Source organism: Bradyrhizobium sp. OK095, from assembly GCF_900109945.1.
GTDB lineage: Bacteria > Pseudomonadota > Alphaproteobacteria > Rhizobiales > Xanthobacteraceae > Bradyrhizobium.
On sequence record NZ_FOBX01000002.1, the window covers coordinates 1 to 16,987 of the forward strand.

15 protein-coding genes are annotated in these 16,987 nt (G+C 62.8%); 3 read left to right on the forward strand and 12 right to left on the reverse strand.

Going from position 1 to position 16,987, the window contains the following annotated elements:
• The first annotated feature begins 151 nt into the window (after nucleotides 1-151).
• Nucleotides 152-778, forward strand: coding sequence for an ATP-binding cassette domain-containing protein (locus tag BMW89_RS05120; protein WP_244547528.1), 627 nt, complete (start codon nucleotides 152-154; stop codon nucleotides 776-778).
• Nucleotides 779-1,035: 257 nt separating this feature from the next.
• On the opposite strand, the gene BMW89_RS05130 is transcribed toward BMW89_RS05120, so the two are convergent.
• From BMW89_RS05130 to BMW89_RS05180, 11 genes are read right to left on the reverse strand one after another with little or no spacing between them, the layout of a single operon-like run.
• Nucleotides 1,036-1,983 (reverse strand): substrate-binding domain-containing protein, encoded by a 948-nt coding sequence (locus BMW89_RS05130; protein WP_092023446.1) that lies wholly within the window; start codon nucleotides 1,981-1,983, stop codon nucleotides 1,036-1,038.
• Nucleotides 1,984-2,042: 59 nt separating this feature from the next.
• A complete protein-coding gene (locus BMW89_RS05135) occupies nucleotides 2,043-3,047 on the reverse strand; it encodes an ABC transporter permease (RefSeq protein WP_092023448.1) in 1,005 nt (334 codons plus the stop codon).
• Nucleotides 3,048-3,050: 3 nt separating this feature from the next.
• Entirely contained in the window at nucleotides 3,051-4,586 is a 1,536-nt protein-coding gene (locus tag BMW89_RS05140; protein WP_092023450.1) for a sugar ABC transporter ATP-binding protein, read from the reverse strand.
• Complete coding sequence (locus BMW89_RS05145; protein WP_092023452.1) at nucleotides 4,583-5,758, reverse strand: Gfo/Idh/MocA family protein; 1,176 nt, start codon at nucleotides 5,756-5,758, stop codon at nucleotides 4,583-4,585. The genes BMW89_RS05140 and BMW89_RS05145 overlap by 4 nt, the downstream gene beginning before the upstream one ends.
• 9 nt (nucleotides 5,759-5,767) lie before the next feature.
• Complete coding sequence (locus BMW89_RS05150; protein ID WP_092023454.1) at nucleotides 5,768-6,823, reverse strand: sugar phosphate isomerase/epimerase family protein; 1,056 nt, start codon at nucleotides 6,821-6,823, stop codon at nucleotides 5,768-5,770.
• Between the two features lie 49 nt (nucleotides 6,824-6,872).
• Entirely contained in the window at nucleotides 6,873-7,922 is a 1,050-nt protein-coding gene (locus tag BMW89_RS05155) for a LacI family DNA-binding transcriptional regulator (protein WP_092024627.1), read from the reverse strand.
• Entirely contained in the window at nucleotides 7,919-8,563 is a 645-nt protein-coding gene (locus BMW89_RS05160) for a ThuA domain-containing protein (protein WP_092024625.1), read from the reverse strand. The genes BMW89_RS05155 and BMW89_RS05160 overlap by 4 nt, the downstream gene beginning before the upstream one ends.
• A gap of 10 nt (nucleotides 8,564-8,573) precedes the next feature.
• Complete coding sequence (locus tag BMW89_RS05165; RefSeq protein ID WP_092023456.1) at nucleotides 8,574-9,671, reverse strand: Gfo/Idh/MocA family protein; 1,098 nt, start codon at nucleotides 9,669-9,671, stop codon at nucleotides 8,574-8,576.
• Nucleotides 9,672-9,693: 22 nt separating this feature from the next.
• A complete protein-coding gene (locus tag BMW89_RS05170; RefSeq protein ID WP_092023458.1) occupies nucleotides 9,694-10,542 on the reverse strand; it encodes a carbohydrate ABC transporter permease in 849 nt (282 codons plus the stop codon).
• Nucleotides 10,535-11,476 (reverse strand): carbohydrate ABC transporter permease, encoded by a 942-nt coding sequence (locus tag BMW89_RS05175; protein ID WP_092023460.1) that lies wholly within the window; start codon nucleotides 11,474-11,476, stop codon nucleotides 10,535-10,537. Before BMW89_RS05175 ends, BMW89_RS05170 begins: the two co-directional genes overlap by 8 nt.
• 2 nt (nucleotides 11,477-11,478) lie before the next feature.
• Complete coding sequence (locus BMW89_RS05180) at nucleotides 11,479-12,738, reverse strand: extracellular solute-binding protein (protein ID WP_092023462.1); 1,260 nt, start codon at nucleotides 12,736-12,738, stop codon at nucleotides 11,479-11,481.
• A 164-nt stretch (nucleotides 12,739-12,902) separates the two neighbouring features.
• Here BMW89_RS05180 and BMW89_RS05185 point away from each other — a divergent pair, with 164 nt between their 5' ends.
• Nucleotides 12,903-13,661 carry an SDR family NAD(P)-dependent oxidoreductase gene (locus BMW89_RS05185; RefSeq protein WP_092023464.1) on the forward strand — a complete coding sequence of 253 codons (759 nt, stop codon included), beginning with the start codon at nucleotides 12,903-12,905 and terminating at the stop codon, nucleotides 13,659-13,661.
• Between the two features lie 144 nt (nucleotides 13,662-13,805).
• Here the strand turns inward: BMW89_RS05185 and BMW89_RS05190 are convergent, their stop codons facing one another.
• Nucleotides 13,806-14,111, reverse strand: a complete 306-nt coding sequence (locus BMW89_RS05190) for a hypothetical protein (RefSeq protein ID WP_092023466.1) — start codon at nucleotides 14,109-14,111, stop codon at nucleotides 13,806-13,808.
• 983 nt (nucleotides 14,112-15,094) lie between these two features.
• On the opposite strand from BMW89_RS05190, the gene BMW89_RS05195 reads away from it, so the two are divergent.
• Nucleotides 15,095-16,978, forward strand: coding sequence for a TonB-dependent receptor (locus BMW89_RS05195; RefSeq protein WP_244547529.1), 1,884 nt, complete (start codon nucleotides 15,095-15,097; stop codon nucleotides 16,976-16,978).
• Nucleotides 16,979-16,987 lie beyond the last annotated feature (9 nt).

Genomic DNA, 16,987 nt, shown 5'->3' on the forward strand with positions numbered 1-16,987 from the left:
TCTGATGCTGGCCTCCGATCCAGCCAGCATCTTGAATCACAAACCGCCGCCCGACGGAATCCCTCCCGATTCAATCAATCGATGAACCGCTCTAGAGCGCTCGGCAGGGGCGATCCGCCTGACCAATAGTGGCGGCCACGCCAAGGCGCTGGTGACGATCAACGACACAGCGATCACCACACCGGACGGGAGAATCTTGTTCCGTATCGCACGAAGCTGGATCGAGAACGGGGATCGGGTGGCGCTGCTCGGGGCTAACGGGACGGGCAAGACGCGGCTGGTCGAGAGGTTGCGGGCGGCTCTCGCGGAATCAGACCCGGACATACGAGGGGCGACGAGCCTCAAGCTGGGATACTCCGATCAGGCGCTGTCCCAGCTCGATACGTTTGCGACGCCTTGGGAAGCGGTCAAGCGTCTGAGCAATCTCCCGGATCATCTGACGCGTTCCCAGCTCGCAGGCGCTGGGGTCGGCATCGACGCCCAAGCTGCACCCATCACACGTCTCTCGGGGGGCCAGCGAGCGCGGCTTGCAATGCTGCTTCTGCGGTTGGTGCAGCCGAATTTCTATCTGCTGGACGAGCCAACCAATCATCTCGATATCAAGGGCCAGGACATGCTCGAGAGCGAGCTGATCGAACACGGCGCGGCCTGTCTTCTGGTCAGCCACGATCGAGCCTTTGTCCGAGCCGTGGCGACACGAATTTGGGTCATCACGGGCAAGCGGCTTGTTGAGGTTGATGACTCGGCACCGATCTTTGACAAGCTGATGTCCAATTGAACCCTGCATTGTTCGCCCCAATGGCCGGCGTGCGATACATGCTCGAACAAGAGCGGCGCGCTTTTGATGCAGCGCGAAGACGGAGCGAAGAAGGTCCGTCGCGGCATGGCCGGTGTGATACGAGGCGGTCGACACGCCGGGGGGCGTGCCTACGGATATTCTCTCCGATGGTCCGCATCAGGCGAGCTTATGTCCCATGATGAAGATCGACGGAGGGGCGCGAAGCCCCTTCGTCAGTTGCTGCGATACGCGGTCGTTCAGAACGGCGAATCCGGGAAGTAAAAATCTTTTGCGTTAGCCTTGGTGACGAGTGTCGCGTCGAGGATGTAGCTGCCGCGAACCGGGGCCTGATTGTAGAAGTTGGCGGCGGTCAATTCCATGGCGGTGGCAACCATTGCCGGCGGGTAAAGCACGTCAACCGGGATCAGCTTGTCGCCGTCCATGACTTTCTTGATCATGTCCTTCGAGCCGGCGCCGGCGATGACATACTGAATGTCGGCCCGCTTTGCCTGATCGATGGCCTGAAGCACGCCCACGGCCATGTCATCATCCTGACACCACACCACGTCGATCTTGGAGAACTTGGTCAGGTAGTCCTGCATGACCTTGAAGGCATCGTCGCGATTCCAGTTGCCGAACTGCTTTGCGAGAACCTTTACATTGGAGCCGGAGATCGCCTTGTCGAAGCCGTCCTGGCGCTGCTGGTCGATCGGAATCGGCAGACCGCGGATAACGGCGACCTGAGCATTCGGCGTGTTTTTCTTGATGTATTCACCTGCGGTGGCGCCCAGTGCTGGATTGTTACCGGCAACATAGAGATCGCGAACCGAATTGTCGTTGTTGCTGGGTGCCCGGTCCACAAGCGCGACAAATATGTTCTTGTTCTTCACCTCCTTGATGGCATTGACCAGGGGATCCGGATCGGATGGCAGAATGACGAGGGCGTTGATGCCCCGGGTCACGAGGTCCTGTACAGCATTTGCCTGCGTTGCCGGATCGGGAGACGTCTTCACGATGACGTTCAAGCCCGGATGTTGCGCCATCAGCAGCTTCGCCATCCGTTCGGCATGAAACACCACGCCGGCGGTCCATCCATGGTCGGCGGCGGGAATCGAAACGCCGATAGTCACTTTCTTGTCTTCGGCGTGAGCTACGCCCATCAAAGCCGACAGGATGACGGCCAGGCCCAGTATTCGCTTACGCATATCTTCCTCCCAAGAGCGGGTCTTGTGACCAGCGACCGGCGACCCGATAACCCGGCCGTTTACGATTTCCGTACCAGGGAACGTTGGACCAGCATCGCAACGATGATGATGGCGCCCTGGATCGCGCCGATCAGATACTCGCTGACGAAATTCGAAAGCAGCATGATGTTGCCGACGATCTCGAGTATGAACGCCCCGCAGATTGTGCCCCAGACGCGGCCGACGCCGCCGCGCAGCGCGGTGCCACCGACCACGACTGCGGTAATGGCCTGCAACTCCCACATGAGTCCTGTCGTTGCGGACGTAGATCCCAGCCGTGGCACGTAAAGCAGACATGCCACGGCCACGCACAGGCCCTGGATGACATAGGTCATCGTGCGCACGCGTTCGACGGAGATGCCGGAATAGCGCGCCACGTCCTCATTGGATCCCACGGCCAGAACATGGCGGCCATAACGCGTTCTGTGCAGCACGAAGGCGCCGACGGCGGCGGTGACGACGATGATGATGATGGGTACCGGAATTCCCAGAACCGAGCCGAAATAGGCCGGGCGATACAGGGAATGGATGTCCGGAGACCGCAGCGTGATGGCGCCGCCCTGCGACAGCCATGTCGTCAGACCGCGATAGATCCCCATGGTGCCGAGCGTGGCGATGAATGGCTCGATGCTGCCGACCGTTGTGATCAGACCGTTGGCAAGGCCGCAAACAGCGCCAATGACCATTGCAAGCGCCATCGCGAAGACGAGCATGGTCGCGGGATCAGCGATAACGCCGCTGTTCATGAACATGATCGTCAAGCTGGCGACGAACGCGACCATGGAGCCGACGGACAGATCCAGGCCGCCGGCGGATATCACAAAGGTCGCACCGACGGCGATGATGGCGATGAAGGCGCTGCGGGTAATGACGTTCAGCAGGTTGTCGATGCTGATGAAGTTTGGGTTTGCGATCGTCCCGAGTACCAGAAGAAGGGCCAGCGCCAGGAAAGGGGCGACAGCGCGCAGGTCAATGTCTTTCCAGGACTTCCGTACTTTTTGAGTATCTGCTGCGAAGTCGGTCATTTCTTATGCAGCCTCCCCGGATTTGACGCCAGTCGCCAGCACGACGATCTCGTTCTCGTTCATGTGCTCGCCTGTTACCGCGCCAACGATCAGCCCGGAGCGCATGACAATGATGCGGTCGCAAATGCCGATCAGTTCCTGCATTTCGGACGAAACGACGATGATCGAGCGCCCTTGCTCGGCGAGTACCGCGATGAACTTGTAGATCTGTTCCTTGGTGCCGATGTCGATGCCACGTGTCGGCTCGTCGATGATAATGATGGAAGGGTCGGTCATCATCATCTTGGCGAGCAGCAGCTTCTGCTGGTTGCCGCCCGAAAGCTGGCCAACGAGCATGTCCTTGCGGCTGGCGCGGATGTCGAACTCCCCGATCGCCTTGTCGAGCGCGACCCGCTCCTTGGCCCGGTCGATCTGAAACCCGCGCCGGAATTTGTCCAGTGAGGCGAGCGTCAGGTTGACGCATAGATCCTCGGCCAGCAGCAGGCCCTTGCCCTTTCGATCCTCGCTGAGATAGGCGATGCCGGCCTTCAGGCTGGCGTCGATATGCGGAAACTGCACCGGCTTTCCGTTGATGCGGATGACGCCGCGGCCCGGCCGCAGGCCGACGAGGCCTTCCATCAGTTCCGTCCGCCCGGCGCCGACCAGGCCGGCAAAGCCGAGGATCTCGCCCTTCCCCAGCTGGAACGACGCATGTTGCGCGAAGCCGGAGACGGAAAAATCCTCGATCTCCAGGATTGTTTCCCGCGCAGCGGCGGCGTGACGATGAGGATAGAGCTTGGCCACATCGCGACCAACCATCAGACGCGCCATATCGACCGGCTGCAATTCGCTCGTCGAATGGCTGGCGACAACGCGGCCGTCGCGCAGCACTGTGACCTTGTCGGCGATTTGCTTGACCTCCGGCAGACGGTGCGAAATATAGAGGACGCTCACGCCCTTGGAGCGGATATCGGCGATGACCTTGAGCAATGCCCTGGTTTCGATTGGCGTGAGCGAAGCGGTCGGTTCGTCGAAGATCACCACGCGGTGCGGAACCAGAAGCACCCTGGCTATCTGCACGAGCTGACGTTGCGCGATCGAAAGACGTCGCACCACAACGTCGGGATCGACGTCGGCACCGAGATTGCGTATTGCCTGGCGCGCGCCTTCGTTCATGGCGCGGTCGTCTACGACGATGCCCTTGGGCAATTCCCGGCCGAGATACACGTTCTGGGCGACCGTGAGATCCGGCGCAAGAAGGATTTCCTGGTGAACCAGGACGATCCCGCGATGCTCCGCGTCGACCGGCCCGGTCAGTGTCGCGGTTTCGCCGTCGATCCGCAATTCGCCGCGCGTCGGCTGCAAATGGCCGGCAAGCAGCTTCATGAGAGTCGATTTGCCGGCACCGTTCTCGCCGATAATGGCGTGAACCTCCCCAGGATACACCGCCAGGCTGACATCATTCAGGACCTCGACCGGGCCAAAGGACTTCGACAACCCGACCGCCTCCAGCCTCGGGACTCCGTTGGTGAAGGACAGATCGGCAGCGAGCGCCTTCATCCGACCTTGGTCCATACGTTGCCGGCTTTCGAAGACGCTACAGCTGCCTCGATGAAACGCATGCCGGCCAAGCCGTCATGCACGGTTGGATAGATCGTTCCGGCATCGGGTGAAGCGCCGGTCCGCGCAGCGCGGATTGCCCGCGCAGCTTCGGCATAGATCGTGGCAAAGCCCTCGAGATACCCCTCGGGATGTCCACCCGGCAGGCGGGAGACGCGGGCGGCGTCAGGCTGCGCCCCGGCGCCAGCGCGGGTGAGCAGTTGCTTCGGCTGGCCGAAACGGGTGAACCACAGATAGTTCGGATCTTCCTGGGTCCATTCCAACCCGCCCTTGCTGCCGTAGATGCGCAGCTTGAGGGCGTTTTCGTTGCCCACCGCCACCTGGCTTGTCCACAGCAGGCCACGCGCGCCGCCCTTGTAACGCAACATGATCTGGACGTCGTCATCGAGCAGGCGGCCAGGCACGAAGGTGGTGAGCTGTGCCAGGAGCGCTTCTGCCTCCAATCCGGTGACGAATGCAGCGAGATTGTAAGCGTGTGTTCCGATATCGCCGATGCAGCCGCCGGCTCCCGACCGCTTTGGATCGGTGCGCCACTCGGCCTGCTTGCTTCCCGAAAGCTCAGTGCGCTCGGTAAGCCAGTCCTGCGGATATTCGACCTGCACGACGCGGACGTCACCCAACTCGCCTTTGGCGACCATCGCGCGCGCCTGCCGCATCATCGGATAGCCAGTATAGTTGTGCGTGAGGACGAACACCTTGCCACTGCTTTCCACGAGATCGACCAGCCGCTCAGCGTCCGCCACCGTGGTCGTCATCGGCTTGTCGCAGATCACATGGATTCCGGCCTCGAGGAAAGCGCGGGCAGCGGCCGCGTGCACATGGTTCGGCGTCACAATCGACACCACCTCGATCCCGTCGGGGCGCGCGGCCTCGGCCTTCGCCATCTCCTCGAACGATCCGTAGGATCTTTCGGCCGCGATTCCGAGTTCCACGGCCGACGCCTTCGCCCGGACAGGTTCCGAGGACAGCGCCCCCGCGACCAGTTCGAACTGCCCGTCGATCCGCGCCGCTATGCGATGAACGGCACCGATAAATGCGCCTTGACCGCCGCCCACCATGCCAAGTCTGATGCGGCCACCTGTGCTGTCGTAACCGCTTGCTTCAATCGCCATGCGAACCTCCTAAGCCAGGCCGAGCATCTTGCGGTTCGCCAGGTCGTCGGTGCCCGCCCCGGCAAAATCGTCGAAGGCGCGCTCGGTCACGCGGATGATGTGGTGTTTGATGAACTCCGCGCCTTCACGCGCGCCGTCCTCGGGGTGCTTGAGCGCGCATTCCCACTCCAGCACCGCCCAGCTGTCGAAATCGTAGGCTGTCAGCCTGGAGAAGATGCCGCCGAAATCGACTTGTCCGTCGCCCAGCGAGCGGAACCGCCCTGCCCGGTTTATCCAACTCTGGAAACCGCCATAAACGCCCTGTCGGCCCGTGGGATTGAATTCTGCATCCTTCACGTGGAAGGCCTTAATGCGCTCGTGATAGATGTCGACGTAATCGAGATAGTCGAGCTGTTGCAGCAGGAGGTGAGACGGATCGTAGAGCAGATTCGCCCGCGCGTGGTTCTTCACCCGTTCGAGGAACATCTCATAGCTGACGCCGTCATGCAGATCTTCGCCGGGATGAATCTCGTAGCAAACGTCGACGCCGTTCTCGTCGGCATAGTCGAGCAGCGGGGTCCAGCGTCTGGCCAACTCATCGAACGCCGCTTCCACGAGTCCGGCCGGACGCTGCGGCCACGGATAGATATAAGGCCATGCCAGCGCACCGGAGAAGGTGGCATGCGCTTGCAAGCCGAGATGTTTCGATGCTCGAAGCGCGCGCTTCACCTGGTCGATCGCCCATTCGGTACGTGCCGACGGGTTACCGCGCACTTCCGACGCCGCAAAGCCATCGAAGGCAGCATCATAGGCGGGGTGGACCGCGACGAGCTGCCCCTGGAGATGAGTGGAGAGTTCGGTGACCTCCAGGCCGTGCCGTGCGGCGACCCCGTTGATTTCGTCGCAATAGGTCTTTGAATCCGACGCCTTCTTCAGATCGAACAGACGCGCGTCCCAAGTCGGGATCTGCACACCCTTGTAGCCGAGCGACGATGCCCACGCGCAGATCGCGTCAAACGAGTTGAACGGAGCGGCATCCCCGGCGAACTGCGCCAGGAAAATGGCTGGGCCCTTTATCGACTTCATGAGCTTTCCTCCCGAACGTCCCATAGGGTTTACATAGGTAGAGCCGAAATTACGGCAGGTTGTCCCGCAGAAAAATGTCGATGCGGATGCGCTCCTGGTCGGCACTGATTGGCTCGCCTGAACAATGCGCGAGCAAGACGCGCGCAGCGGACCGTGCCTCGTGGCCGGGATCCTGATTGATGATGGCATCGAGCGTGCCGCGAACCAGGAAACGCCGCGTGTGCTGAGTCAGCTCATGAGTGATCCAGACCACCTCGCGGGCGCGGCCCGAGGCCTCAAGCGCATCGGCGATGCCACGGTTTCCCGCGCCGCAGCAATATATTCCGCGGAGATCGGCATGGCGCGCGAGCAACGCGGTAGTGAGTTCCCGCGTGCGCTGACTGTCGTCGCGGCCCTCAATGACCGGTAGTCCGATCAGGTTCGGATACTCGCTGGACAGGATCTGGTTGAAGCCGAACTGCCGCTCGGTATGATCGCGCAGCGACAGCGATCCCGCGATCACGGCGACCGTCCCCTCGCGCCCGGCCAGGAAACGTCCCATCAGTGTCGATGCAGTCCGCCCCGCGGCCGGGTTGTCGATGCCGACATAATGCAAGCGGCGCGAGCTCGGCGCGTCCGACACGAGGGTCACCACGGCGACCCCGCGCGCGGTGAGCTCGTCGATCGCAGCCCTCACCCTGGGATGGTCGAGCGCGATGACGGCGACACCCTGATAGGCCGGCGATAGGTCTTCCAGCGCGCCGGCCAGCACATCCGGATCGAACACGTCAACATGGAGGATATCGATGAAGCCGCGCTGGCCCGCAAGCCACTCCGCGGTGCGCTGGACCTGTTCGGTCAAGTTGGTCATGAAGCTGTTGCTGCCGGTCGGGAGCACGAAAGCGAAACGAAAACTCTGCCCGCGTGCGAGCCGGGCGGCCGCGACGTCCGCGACGTAGCCGAGCTTGGCAACGGCGGCCTCGACACGCGCGACGGTCTTGGCCCGCACACCTTCGCGCCGGTTGACGACACGATCGACGGTTGCAAGCGAAACGCCCGCCGCACGCGCGACGTCCTCGAGCGTGGCGCGAACCGCCGACTGCATCGCGCCAGCCGTCATTCGCGCGCCGCCCACAGCATGCCGCGGGTCATCAACGTTCGGATCTCGGGCACGTCGAGCTCGTAGGCGCGGTGGCCGAGCGAGGAATAGAACACCCTGCCCGCGCCGTATCGCTTCTTCCAGACCACCGGCATCACCACGCCATCGATCCAGGATGCGTGCTCGCCGGTAAAGGTCGTCGTCGCCAACACCTCATTGGCGGGGTCAACATGCATGTAATATTGCTCGGAACGATGCTCGAAACTCTTCAGGCCCTGAATGATAGGGTCATCCGGCTTCGTCAAGTCGACCTTGTAGTCGATGATGTTGCCGGGATGGGCGACCCACTGCCCGCCGCACAGGAATTGGTAGTCGACGGACTCGCGGAACGCATCGCACATGCCGCCATGATGGCCGGCGAACCCGACGCCGCTACGCACCGCCGCACAGAGATTGAGCGCTTCCGCCTTCTCGATCTTCGACATCGTGTAGATCGGAATGATCAGGGAGAGATCGTGGATCGCGGGATCGGCAAAGGCTGCCGTCGTGGTCTCGATCCGCACCTCAAAGCCTTCCGCCTTCAGCCAACCGCGGATCATCGAGGCACAGAGATCGGGATCGTGTCCCGGCCAGCCGCCCCATACAATCAAAGCCTTGCGCATGGTCATTCCCTCAGTCGATCTGTCCTGTTTCACGTCCGGCCGGCAGCATCGCCGGCCGCTCGACGCGGTTCTCGATCTTGACGCGACGCCCTTCGTCGGCAGAGATCTGGAACGCCTCCATCACCTCCAGCACATGGAAAGCGAGCGCGCCGCTGGCACGATGCGGCCGGTTGTTAAGGATCGCGGCGGCCATGTCGGCGACACCGATGGAACGGAACTCGCCTTCGACATGACCGTGCGTCAACGGCACCGTCTCCCATTCGCCGCCGGTCTTCGCGACTTGCACCTCGCCACCGAAGCGGTTCGGGTCCGGCACCAGTATGCTGCCCTTGTCACCATAGATCTCGATCGGCGCATGCCTGTGCTTCGGCACATCGAAGCTCATCGCGATCGAGACGACCGCCCCGCGCTCGAATTCGAGCGTGCCCGCGACATGGGTCGAAACCTCGACCGGGATCAAGGTGCCGTTCATCGGCTGGCTGGTGACGAGCCGCTCGGATCTCGGGCGTGCGGTCGAGCCCATCACGCTCGCGACCGGGCCGAGCAGCTGCACGAGATCGGTGATGTAATATGGGCCCATGTCGAGCATCGGCCCGCCGCCGCGCAGATAGTAGAATCCCGGCGCCGGATGCCAGCGCTCGTGGCCAGGGCAGCCGAAGAAAGCGCTGCCCGCGACCGGCGTGCCGATCGCGCCGTCGTCGATCAGCTTGCGTGCGGTCTGGTGCCCACCGCCGAGGAACGTGTCAGGCGCGCAGCCAACGCGCAGGCCCTTCTGCGCGGCAAGCTCCATCACCTTGCGGGCTTCCGTGACGTTAATACCGAGCGGCTTCTCAGAATGGACATGTTTGCCGGCATTCAACACCGCGAGACTGACGTCGGTGTGGGCGAGCGGCACCGTGAGATTGATGACGATCTCGACGTCGTCACGCTTGAGCAGCTGGTCGACCCGCATCGCCGGCAGACCGAAGGCGGCCCCCTGGCGCTCGGCAGCGTCGCTGCGCATGTCGGCGAGCGCCTTGATCTCCATGACCGGGAAGCGCTGGGCCGCCTTCAGATAGGCGGTGCTGATATTGCCGCAGCCGATGATTCCGACGCCGACTTTTCTCATTTTGATCTCCGTGAAATCTTGTTCATCCCTTGACCGCGCCTGCGGTGAGGCCGGCGACGATGTGCTTCTGGGCCAGTAGGAACAGAATAATCGTCGGCAGGATGGTGAGCGTGATGAAGGCCAGGATCAGGTGCCATTCGGACGAATATTCGCCTTGATAGATCATGATGCCGAGCGGCCAGGGATAGAGTGCATCGGTGTTGAGCATCACCAGCGGCAACAGATAGGCATTCCAGCTGTTGACGAAGGTGATGGTCCCGACGGTCGCGAGGATCGGTCGGGACAACGGCAGCGTCACGTAGCGGAAGAACTTGATGTAGCTGCAGCCATCGACCAGCGCCGCCTCGAGCAGTTCATGGGGAATGTCCTTGAAGAAGCGCCGCAGCAGCAGCACGCTCATGGCGAGGCTGAAGGCCACCTGCGGCAGCGCGACGCCGAAATAGGTATCGAGCAGTCCGAGATCGCGCACCTTGATGAACAACGGCAGCACGGCGGTCGCTGCCGGAAACAGCAGGCCGAGCGTCAGGTAGCTCAGCAGCATCGAGCTGCCGTAGAACTTGACGTGGGCGAAGGTGAACGCCGCCATCGAGGCTGTGATCAAGGTCAGTATCACCGTGAGCGTCGAGATGATCAGCGAGTTGCGCAGGAGCTGCCAGTAACGCCCGGAGAACAGGATGTCAGCGTAATTCTGCCACTCCCATTGACGCGGCAGGCCGAACGGATTGACGCGCAGTTCGCCGAGCGATTTGAAGCCGCCGAGCAGGGTCGCGAGCAACGGCACCAGCACGAAGACGGCAACGACGGCGAGGAACGCCGTCTTGAACAGCGCGGCGGAATCGAGCGGCGTGCGGGTGATCTCGGCGTTACTCATCGCGCATGAACCATCGCTTGTAGGTGAACGCAAAGGTCACGCAGATCACGAACAGGATGACGCCGATGGCGCTGCCATAGCCGACCCGCATGCGCGAAATGCCGTTGTTGTAGAGGAAGCTCACCATCGTGTTGGAGGAATCCGCAGGCCCCCCGCGCGTCAGCGGCATGACGAGGTCGAACAGCTGAAGCGAGCCGACGATGGCGAAGAACACGGAGAGCCGAATCGTCGGATAGAGCAAGGGGATGACGACATGCCGCAGGGCTTGCGAGCGCGTTGCGCCGTCGATCCGCGCCGCCTCGATCAGGCTCTTGTCGAGGCTCTGGAGCGCCGCGATGAACAGCATCATGTGGAAGCCAAAGTACTTCCAGACGATCACGATCAGCACCGCCAGCATCGCCGTGTCAGTCGAGGCCAGCAGATGCGGCGGCTCGGCGCCGAAGGTGCGCCAGATCGAGGCGACGAGGCCGTAGTCGCCGTCATAGACGAAAGAGAAGATCAGCCCGGTCGCGATCTCGGCCAGGATGTAGGGCATGAAGAACAGCATGCGCAGCGCCACCGCCCCGCGAAATCGTTCGGCGAGCATCAAGGCCAGCGTCAGCGCAAGCGGCAGCTGGACCGCGAGCGAGACCGCGATGATCAGCCCGTTGTTGCGCAGCGCGAGCCAGAATGCGCGCGTTTCCAGCACGAAACGGTAGTTGTCGAAGCCGATCCAGTTGGTCGGCTTGCCAAAGCCGTTCCAGTTGAAGCCGGAATACCAGGCAGCCTCGCCGATCGGCAGCACCACGAACAACGTGAACAGGAGCAGTGCCGGCGGCAGGAACAGGATCAGGACGGTGAAGCGGCCGTCCCAGCTCGGGCCACGGATCGCAGCTTGCGGGACCGTCTCGCCGGCAACGCCCATCGCCGACACGATCGCGATCCGCCGCGCCACCGTCAATTGCCCTGCTTCCACGCCGCCTGGATCGCTTTCGCAGCGTCCTGCGGGCTCATGCTGCCGCCGGCGATCTCCGCAGTGACGTCGTTGACGACGCGGCCGACCGAGGGGCCGAGGCTCTGGTCATAGAAGTTCTGGTGGTAATTCGACTTCGCGAGATTGGCGGCGATCAACTTCATGAAGGAATTGTTGAGGCCGGCGTCCGCGCCCTGGACCACGGGGATAATGTAGTTGCCCGCCGCAAGCCGCGTCTGCACGTCCTTCGAGACGAAGTATTTCAGGAAATCGACGGCTTCCTTCGGCGAGCCTTTGGTGATCAGCCAGCCGGTGATGCCGCCGAGTGTGTCCGTCGGCGCGCCCTTGCCGCCTGATACGACCGGAAAATCGAACCAGCAGATCTTGTCTTCGCTCAATCCAACCTTGTCGGCGGCGAGCGCGCGCTGCAAATGATAGACGGTGCTGATCGCGAGCGTCATCGCCGCCTTGCCGTCGCCGAAATAGCCAACGGCCTGGGGGTTCTTGAAGCCGAGAAAGCCGTTCTGGAACGGCTGGAGATCGACGAGCTGCTTGAACAGCTCCCCGGATTTCTGAAAGGTTTCGCCGGCGAAGCCGTCATTCTCGCCACGCAGCGCCGCATCGAACGCCGCCTTGCCGCCGACACGCACCGCAAGATGGGTCCAGTAGAAGTGCAGCGGCCATTTGTCGGCGCCACCGACGACGATCGGCGTAACACCGGCCGCCTTCAGCGACTTCACCCCGGCGAGGAGATCGTCCCAGCTCTTGATCCCGGCAGGATCAACCTTCGCCTTGGCCATCAGCTCCTTGTTGCAGAGGAAGCCAACCTGCGACAGCGCAGTGGGCAGGCCATAGATGCGGCCATTGCTGGTGAACGCGGCAAGCGCCGCCGGCGTGAGGCTGTCGCTATAGCCCTTCACCTGATCGGTGATGTCGTCGAGGACGCCAGCTTCGATCTGCGTCTTCAGGACGCCGCCGGCCCAGCTGTAGATGATGTTCGGACGATCCCTGGATTGCAGGATGGTCGGCAGCTTGGCCTTGTAGGCCTCGTTCTCGAGGAACTGCATCTCGACCTTGACGCCCGGATGCAACGCCTCATAGCTGCGCGCGACCTCCTCCCAGATCTTCACCTGGGCCGGATTGGCCTCGATGTGGAGCCATTTCACCGTCGTGTCGGCAGCAGCGACGTTGGTGCCAAGCAGGCATGCAGCAGCGGCGAGTCTCAGCTTCCCGAGCAGTCTCATCACATCCTCCCAACCGGCTCTTATTCTTTGGCTGCAATCCTGCCCTCGATTTTTGAGGTGCGCAACTAAAATTCTGATCTGTGCACCTCATGGGAGGAGTCGCTAAGGTCTGGAAGAGAGTTGGGTGGCCCGTCGCGTCGCCCGCAACAGACTGAGAGGTGCCCATGGCTGCCATCTATTCCGACCTCGCCGGCAAGGTCGTGCTCGTCACCGGAGGTGCAGCGGGAATTGGCGCTGCGATCGTGCGGCGCTTCGCGGAGCAGAAATCCAAGGTCGTGTTCTTCGATATCAAGGTCGACGAAGGCCAACGCCTGGCGCGTGAGCTGTCCGATCATGGACTCGCTGTGCATTTCCAGCACGTCGACCTGACCGACATCCCCGCGCTGCGCGTCGGCGTAGTCGAGGCACGCAAGGCGCACGGCGCGATCAACATCCTGATCAACAACGCCGCGCATGACGAACGGCACAAGACCGAGGATATGACGCCGGAATATTGGGACGATCGCATCGCGGTGAACCTGAAGCACCAGTTCTTTGCGTCGCAGGCCGTGCTGCCGGACATGAAGGCCGCGAATGCCGGCGCCATCATCAATTTCGGTTCGGTGTCGTGGATCGCCGGACAAGGCGGCATGGCCGCCTACACCGCCAGCAAATCAGGCGTGATCGGGCTGACGCGCTCTCTGGCGCGCGATTACGGCCCCTACAATATCCGCGTGAACGCGATCGCGCCGGGCTGGATCATGACCGAGCGGCAACTCGAGAAATGGATGACCCCGGCGGGCGAAATCGAACTGCAGCAGCGACAGTGCCTGAAGCGCAGGCTGGTGCCGGACGAGGTCGCGAAGTTCACCGTCTTCCTCGCCTCCGACGAGGCCTCCGCCTGCACCGCTCAGCACTACATTGTCGATGGCGGCTGGGTCTGAGATCTAATGCCTCAGACGCCACATATGGTCACCCGACCATCGCAGCGCCGCGATGTGCCAGAGCAATGCGATCCGGCGCGCTGAGCACTCGCTCGACAACGCCCTCCGTCGCCGCGCGCCGACCTCCTCCTGGAGCTGACTCGTTCAGTCATATTGAGCGGTGTGCGAGCTGCCTCGCTTCACCGCACTTTCCGCCAACGCCGTTCCTGTCGCGGACGTGGCTCCGCCTGCTTTCGGGAATGTCAGCGTCTCGATCTGCTCACCGCGCACCATCGTCACCTCGCGGCGATTCACAGAGCCGAGCCTCCACCCCTGATAATCGTCGTCGAGCTTCAGACGCAGCGTAGCCTTGCTTGTCTCGTCGACAAAAATTCCGACACTCTGATCGCTGCCGACGACCGTCCCGACCAACACGAGCCGCAGCTCGACCGGCGGCGGGCTCGGCTGCATTGGCGGCGCATGCAACGCAGGCACTGAAAGCACTGGTGGCGGGGGCCGTCGCGAGGCCGAGAAGATCGGCCGCTCGTTCGTGTCCGGCAGTGCCGCAAGCGGGACTGCCCAGAGCGGATTGCCGCGGATCGCCTCCCGATTGACGGGAGACCGCGATGGCGCCGCGGGATCCGCCGGTGCCAATTTCGCCGGAGACTCCCCAAATGGACGGCTGGGCGCCGGCTCGGTGAAACCTGTGACTGGGACGTCGACGTCCGAGAAATCCGCCGGGAGCGCCGAGGCAGAAACGCCGAGCAGAAGCGCCGGCACGAACGCGAACCGCGCCAGTATTTGCCGCCTCGCCTTGTGCTGCCCTCTCATGTCCCTCTTCATCGGTCGGTTCACAGCAACGCGCGGAGGACTCTCGGTCGGGAAAAGCCCGCAGCCTGCGTTCGCGGCAAGCGGGGCTCGGCGAGCACAGGGCCAAGGGGAGCAAGGCTTATCGGCTGCCGATGTGACATCTGTGCGAAGTGGCAGCCACCTCCTCGATGTTTCCACGACGTATTGCGATTCCAGTACTCCGCAGCCTCCTGATTGCCCTCGAGCGTCAGTATGATATTGTTGCTGGATCGTCATACTCGCCCGCTATAGGGTGGTTTTGCTGAAACTGGTTGTCGGGCGGAGACGTAGCGGTGCGTGGGGCGTTGTTGAGGGTGTTGTCCACCGCCGCATCGTCCGCCCTGTGCGCGCTTCCTGCAGTGGCTCACGAGCTCAGCGCGGTCGCGTCCGGCGAGCTTCCGCCGATCGCCGTTACAGCGCCGGAACATCGGCATCCCAAGCAGCACTCACACAAACGACCGCCGAAAAGCGGGAATTCGCGCAACCGGACTGCCGCTCGCACGGACAACCCGACCCAGAGTAGCAGTGCGACCGGTGCGGCGCCCGTTGGCACGCCCGCCTTTCAGCCCACCGCCGCCAGTGCAGTACGCATCAGCGGCACGGACGTGAACGCGGTCCCGTTCTCGCGGCCCGGCGAGGCGCTCGAAGTGGTGCCGGGCCTGATCGTCACGCAGCACTCCGGCGAGGGTAAGGCCAACCAGTACTTTCTGCGCGGCTTCAATCTCGATCACGGCACCGATCTGGCGATCAGCGTCGACGGGATGCCTGTCAACATGCCGACCCATGGGCATGGGCAAGGCTACGCGGACATCAATTTCCTGATCCCCGAGCTGATCCGGTCCGTCGATGTGCGCAAGGGACCGTATTTCGCCGACCAGGGTGACTTCGCATCCGCCGGTGCCGTGGCGATCGACTACGTCAACAAGCTGCCGCACAACATCGCGGAGATGACCTTCGGCAGTTTCGGCTATCGCCGCGCATTGGCGGCGGGATCGACCCGCATTGGCGATGGCACGCTGCTGGCGGCGGTCGAGGCGGCCAAATATGACGGACCGTGGCAAGTGCCGGACGACGTCCGCAAGCTGAACGGCGTCCTGCGCTACAGCCAGGGCACCGCGACCGACGGCCTGACGCTGACGGCGATGGCCTACTCCAACGGCTGGAATTCGACCGACCAGGTCGCCCAGCGCGTGATCGACCAGGGCCTGATCAATCGCCTCGGCACGCTCGATCCAACCGATGGCGGCACCTCCAGCCGATTCAGCCTGTCGAGCAACTGGGCGCAGTCGAGCGACTACGGACAGACCAATGTCAGCGCCTATGTCGTGCGCTCCGACCTGCGGCTGTTCAACAATTTCACCTATTTTCTCGACAACCCCGTCAATGGCGACCAGTTCAGCCAGCTCGACGCTCGCACGCTCGGCGGCGTCGATGCGCGACATACGTTCGATTGGCGTTTCGCCGCTCTCGAAATGCAAACCCGCGTCGGCCTACAGACCCGCTACGACGATATCCATGTCGGCTTGATCAAGACCGAGCAGCGCTCGTGGCTCTCGACCGTGCGCGACGACCGCGTGCAGGAGGGCAATGTCGGCCTCTGGACCGACACGACCACGCGCTGGACCGACTGGCTGCGCACCACCGTCGGCATCCGCGAGGATTTTTTCGCCGGACACGTCTTCAGCGATACGCCGGAGAATTCAGGCAATGCTCAAGCGTCGATGGCGAGCCCGAAGGCCGGCCTCGTGCTCGGCCCCTGGTACAAGACCGAGTTCTACGGCAATGCCGGCTACGGTCTGCACAGCAACGACGTCCGCGGCGCCACGATCACCGTCGATCCCAACGACAAGGTGACCCCGCTTGATCGCGTGCCGCTGCTCGTGCGTTCGCGCGGCGCCGAACTCGGCATTCGCACCAAAGTGATCGAGGGTCTCACCAGCTCGCTCGCAGTATTCGTGCTCGACTTCGACTCGGAGCTGTTGTTCGTCGGGGACGCCGGCACCACAGAGCCGAGCCGGCCCAGCCGCCGCGTCGGCGTCGAGTGGACGAACCAGTACAAGCCATTGCCGTGGATGACGATCGATCTCGACGTCGCCCAGACCCGTGCGCGCTTCACCGATTTCGACCCCGTCGGAGCCCACATTCCCGGCGCACCGGCGTGGGTGGCCAGCAGCGCCATCACGTTGGGCGGCGATACCGGCTGGTTCGGCAGTCTGAAGGCGCGCTATTTCGGTCCGCGTCCTCTGATTGAGGACGATAGCATCCGTTCGCGGTCATCGCTGATCTTCAATGCGCGCGCCGGGTACAAATTCGACAATGGCCTCAGGGTGCAGCTCGACGTGCTCAATCTCTTCAACGCACAGACCAACCAGATCGAGTATTATTATCTGTCGCGACTGCCGGGAGAGCCCATCGACGGCGTTGCTGATCGCCACGTCCATCCGGCCGAGCCGCTCGCGGTGCGGCTGACCGTGGCGGCACGATTCTGATTACGGCGG

Coding starts and splice junctions, on each gene's coding strand:
- BMW89_RS05130 (WP_092023446.1), bottom strand. CDS start 1,983: ATGCGTAAGCGAATACTGGGCCTGGCCGTCATCCTGTCGGCTTTGATG.
- BMW89_RS05135 (WP_092023448.1), bottom strand. CDS start 3,047: ATGACCGACTTCGCAGCAGATACTCAAAAAGTACGGAAGTCCTGGAAA.
- BMW89_RS05140 (WP_092023450.1), bottom strand. CDS start 4,586: ATGAAGGCGCTCGCTGCCGATCTGTCCTTCACCAACGGAGTCCCGAGG.
- BMW89_RS05145 (WP_092023452.1), bottom strand. CDS start 5,758: ATGGCGATTGAAGCAAGCGGTTACGACAGCACAGGTGGCCGCATCAGA.
- BMW89_RS05150 (WP_092023454.1), bottom strand. CDS start 6,823: ATGAAGTCGATAAAGGGCCCAGCCATTTTCCTGGCGCAGTTCGCCGGG.
- BMW89_RS05155 (WP_092024627.1), bottom strand. CDS start 7,922: ATGACGGCTGGCGCGATGCAGTCGGCGGTTCGCGCCACGCTCGAGGAC.
- BMW89_RS05160 (WP_092024625.1), bottom strand. CDS start 8,563: ATGCGCAAGGCTTTGATTGTATGGGGCGGCTGGCCGGGACACGATCCC.
- BMW89_RS05165 (WP_092023456.1), bottom strand. CDS start 9,671: ATGAGAAAAGTCGGCGTCGGAATCATCGGCTGCGGCAATATCAGCACC.
- BMW89_RS05170 (WP_092023458.1), bottom strand. CDS start 10,542: ATGAGTAACGCCGAGATCACCCGCACGCCGCTCGATTCCGCCGCGCTG.
- BMW89_RS05180 (WP_092023462.1), bottom strand. CDS start 12,738: ATGAGACTGCTCGGGAAGCTGAGACTCGCCGCTGCTGCATGCCTGCTT.
- BMW89_RS05185 (WP_092023464.1), top strand. CDS start 12,903: ATGGCTGCCATCTATTCCGACCTCGCCGGCAAGGTCGTGCTCGTCACC.
- BMW89_RS05190 (WP_092023466.1), bottom strand. CDS start 14,111: ATGCAGCCGAGCCCGCCGCCGGTCGAGCTGCGGCTCGTGTTGGTCGGG.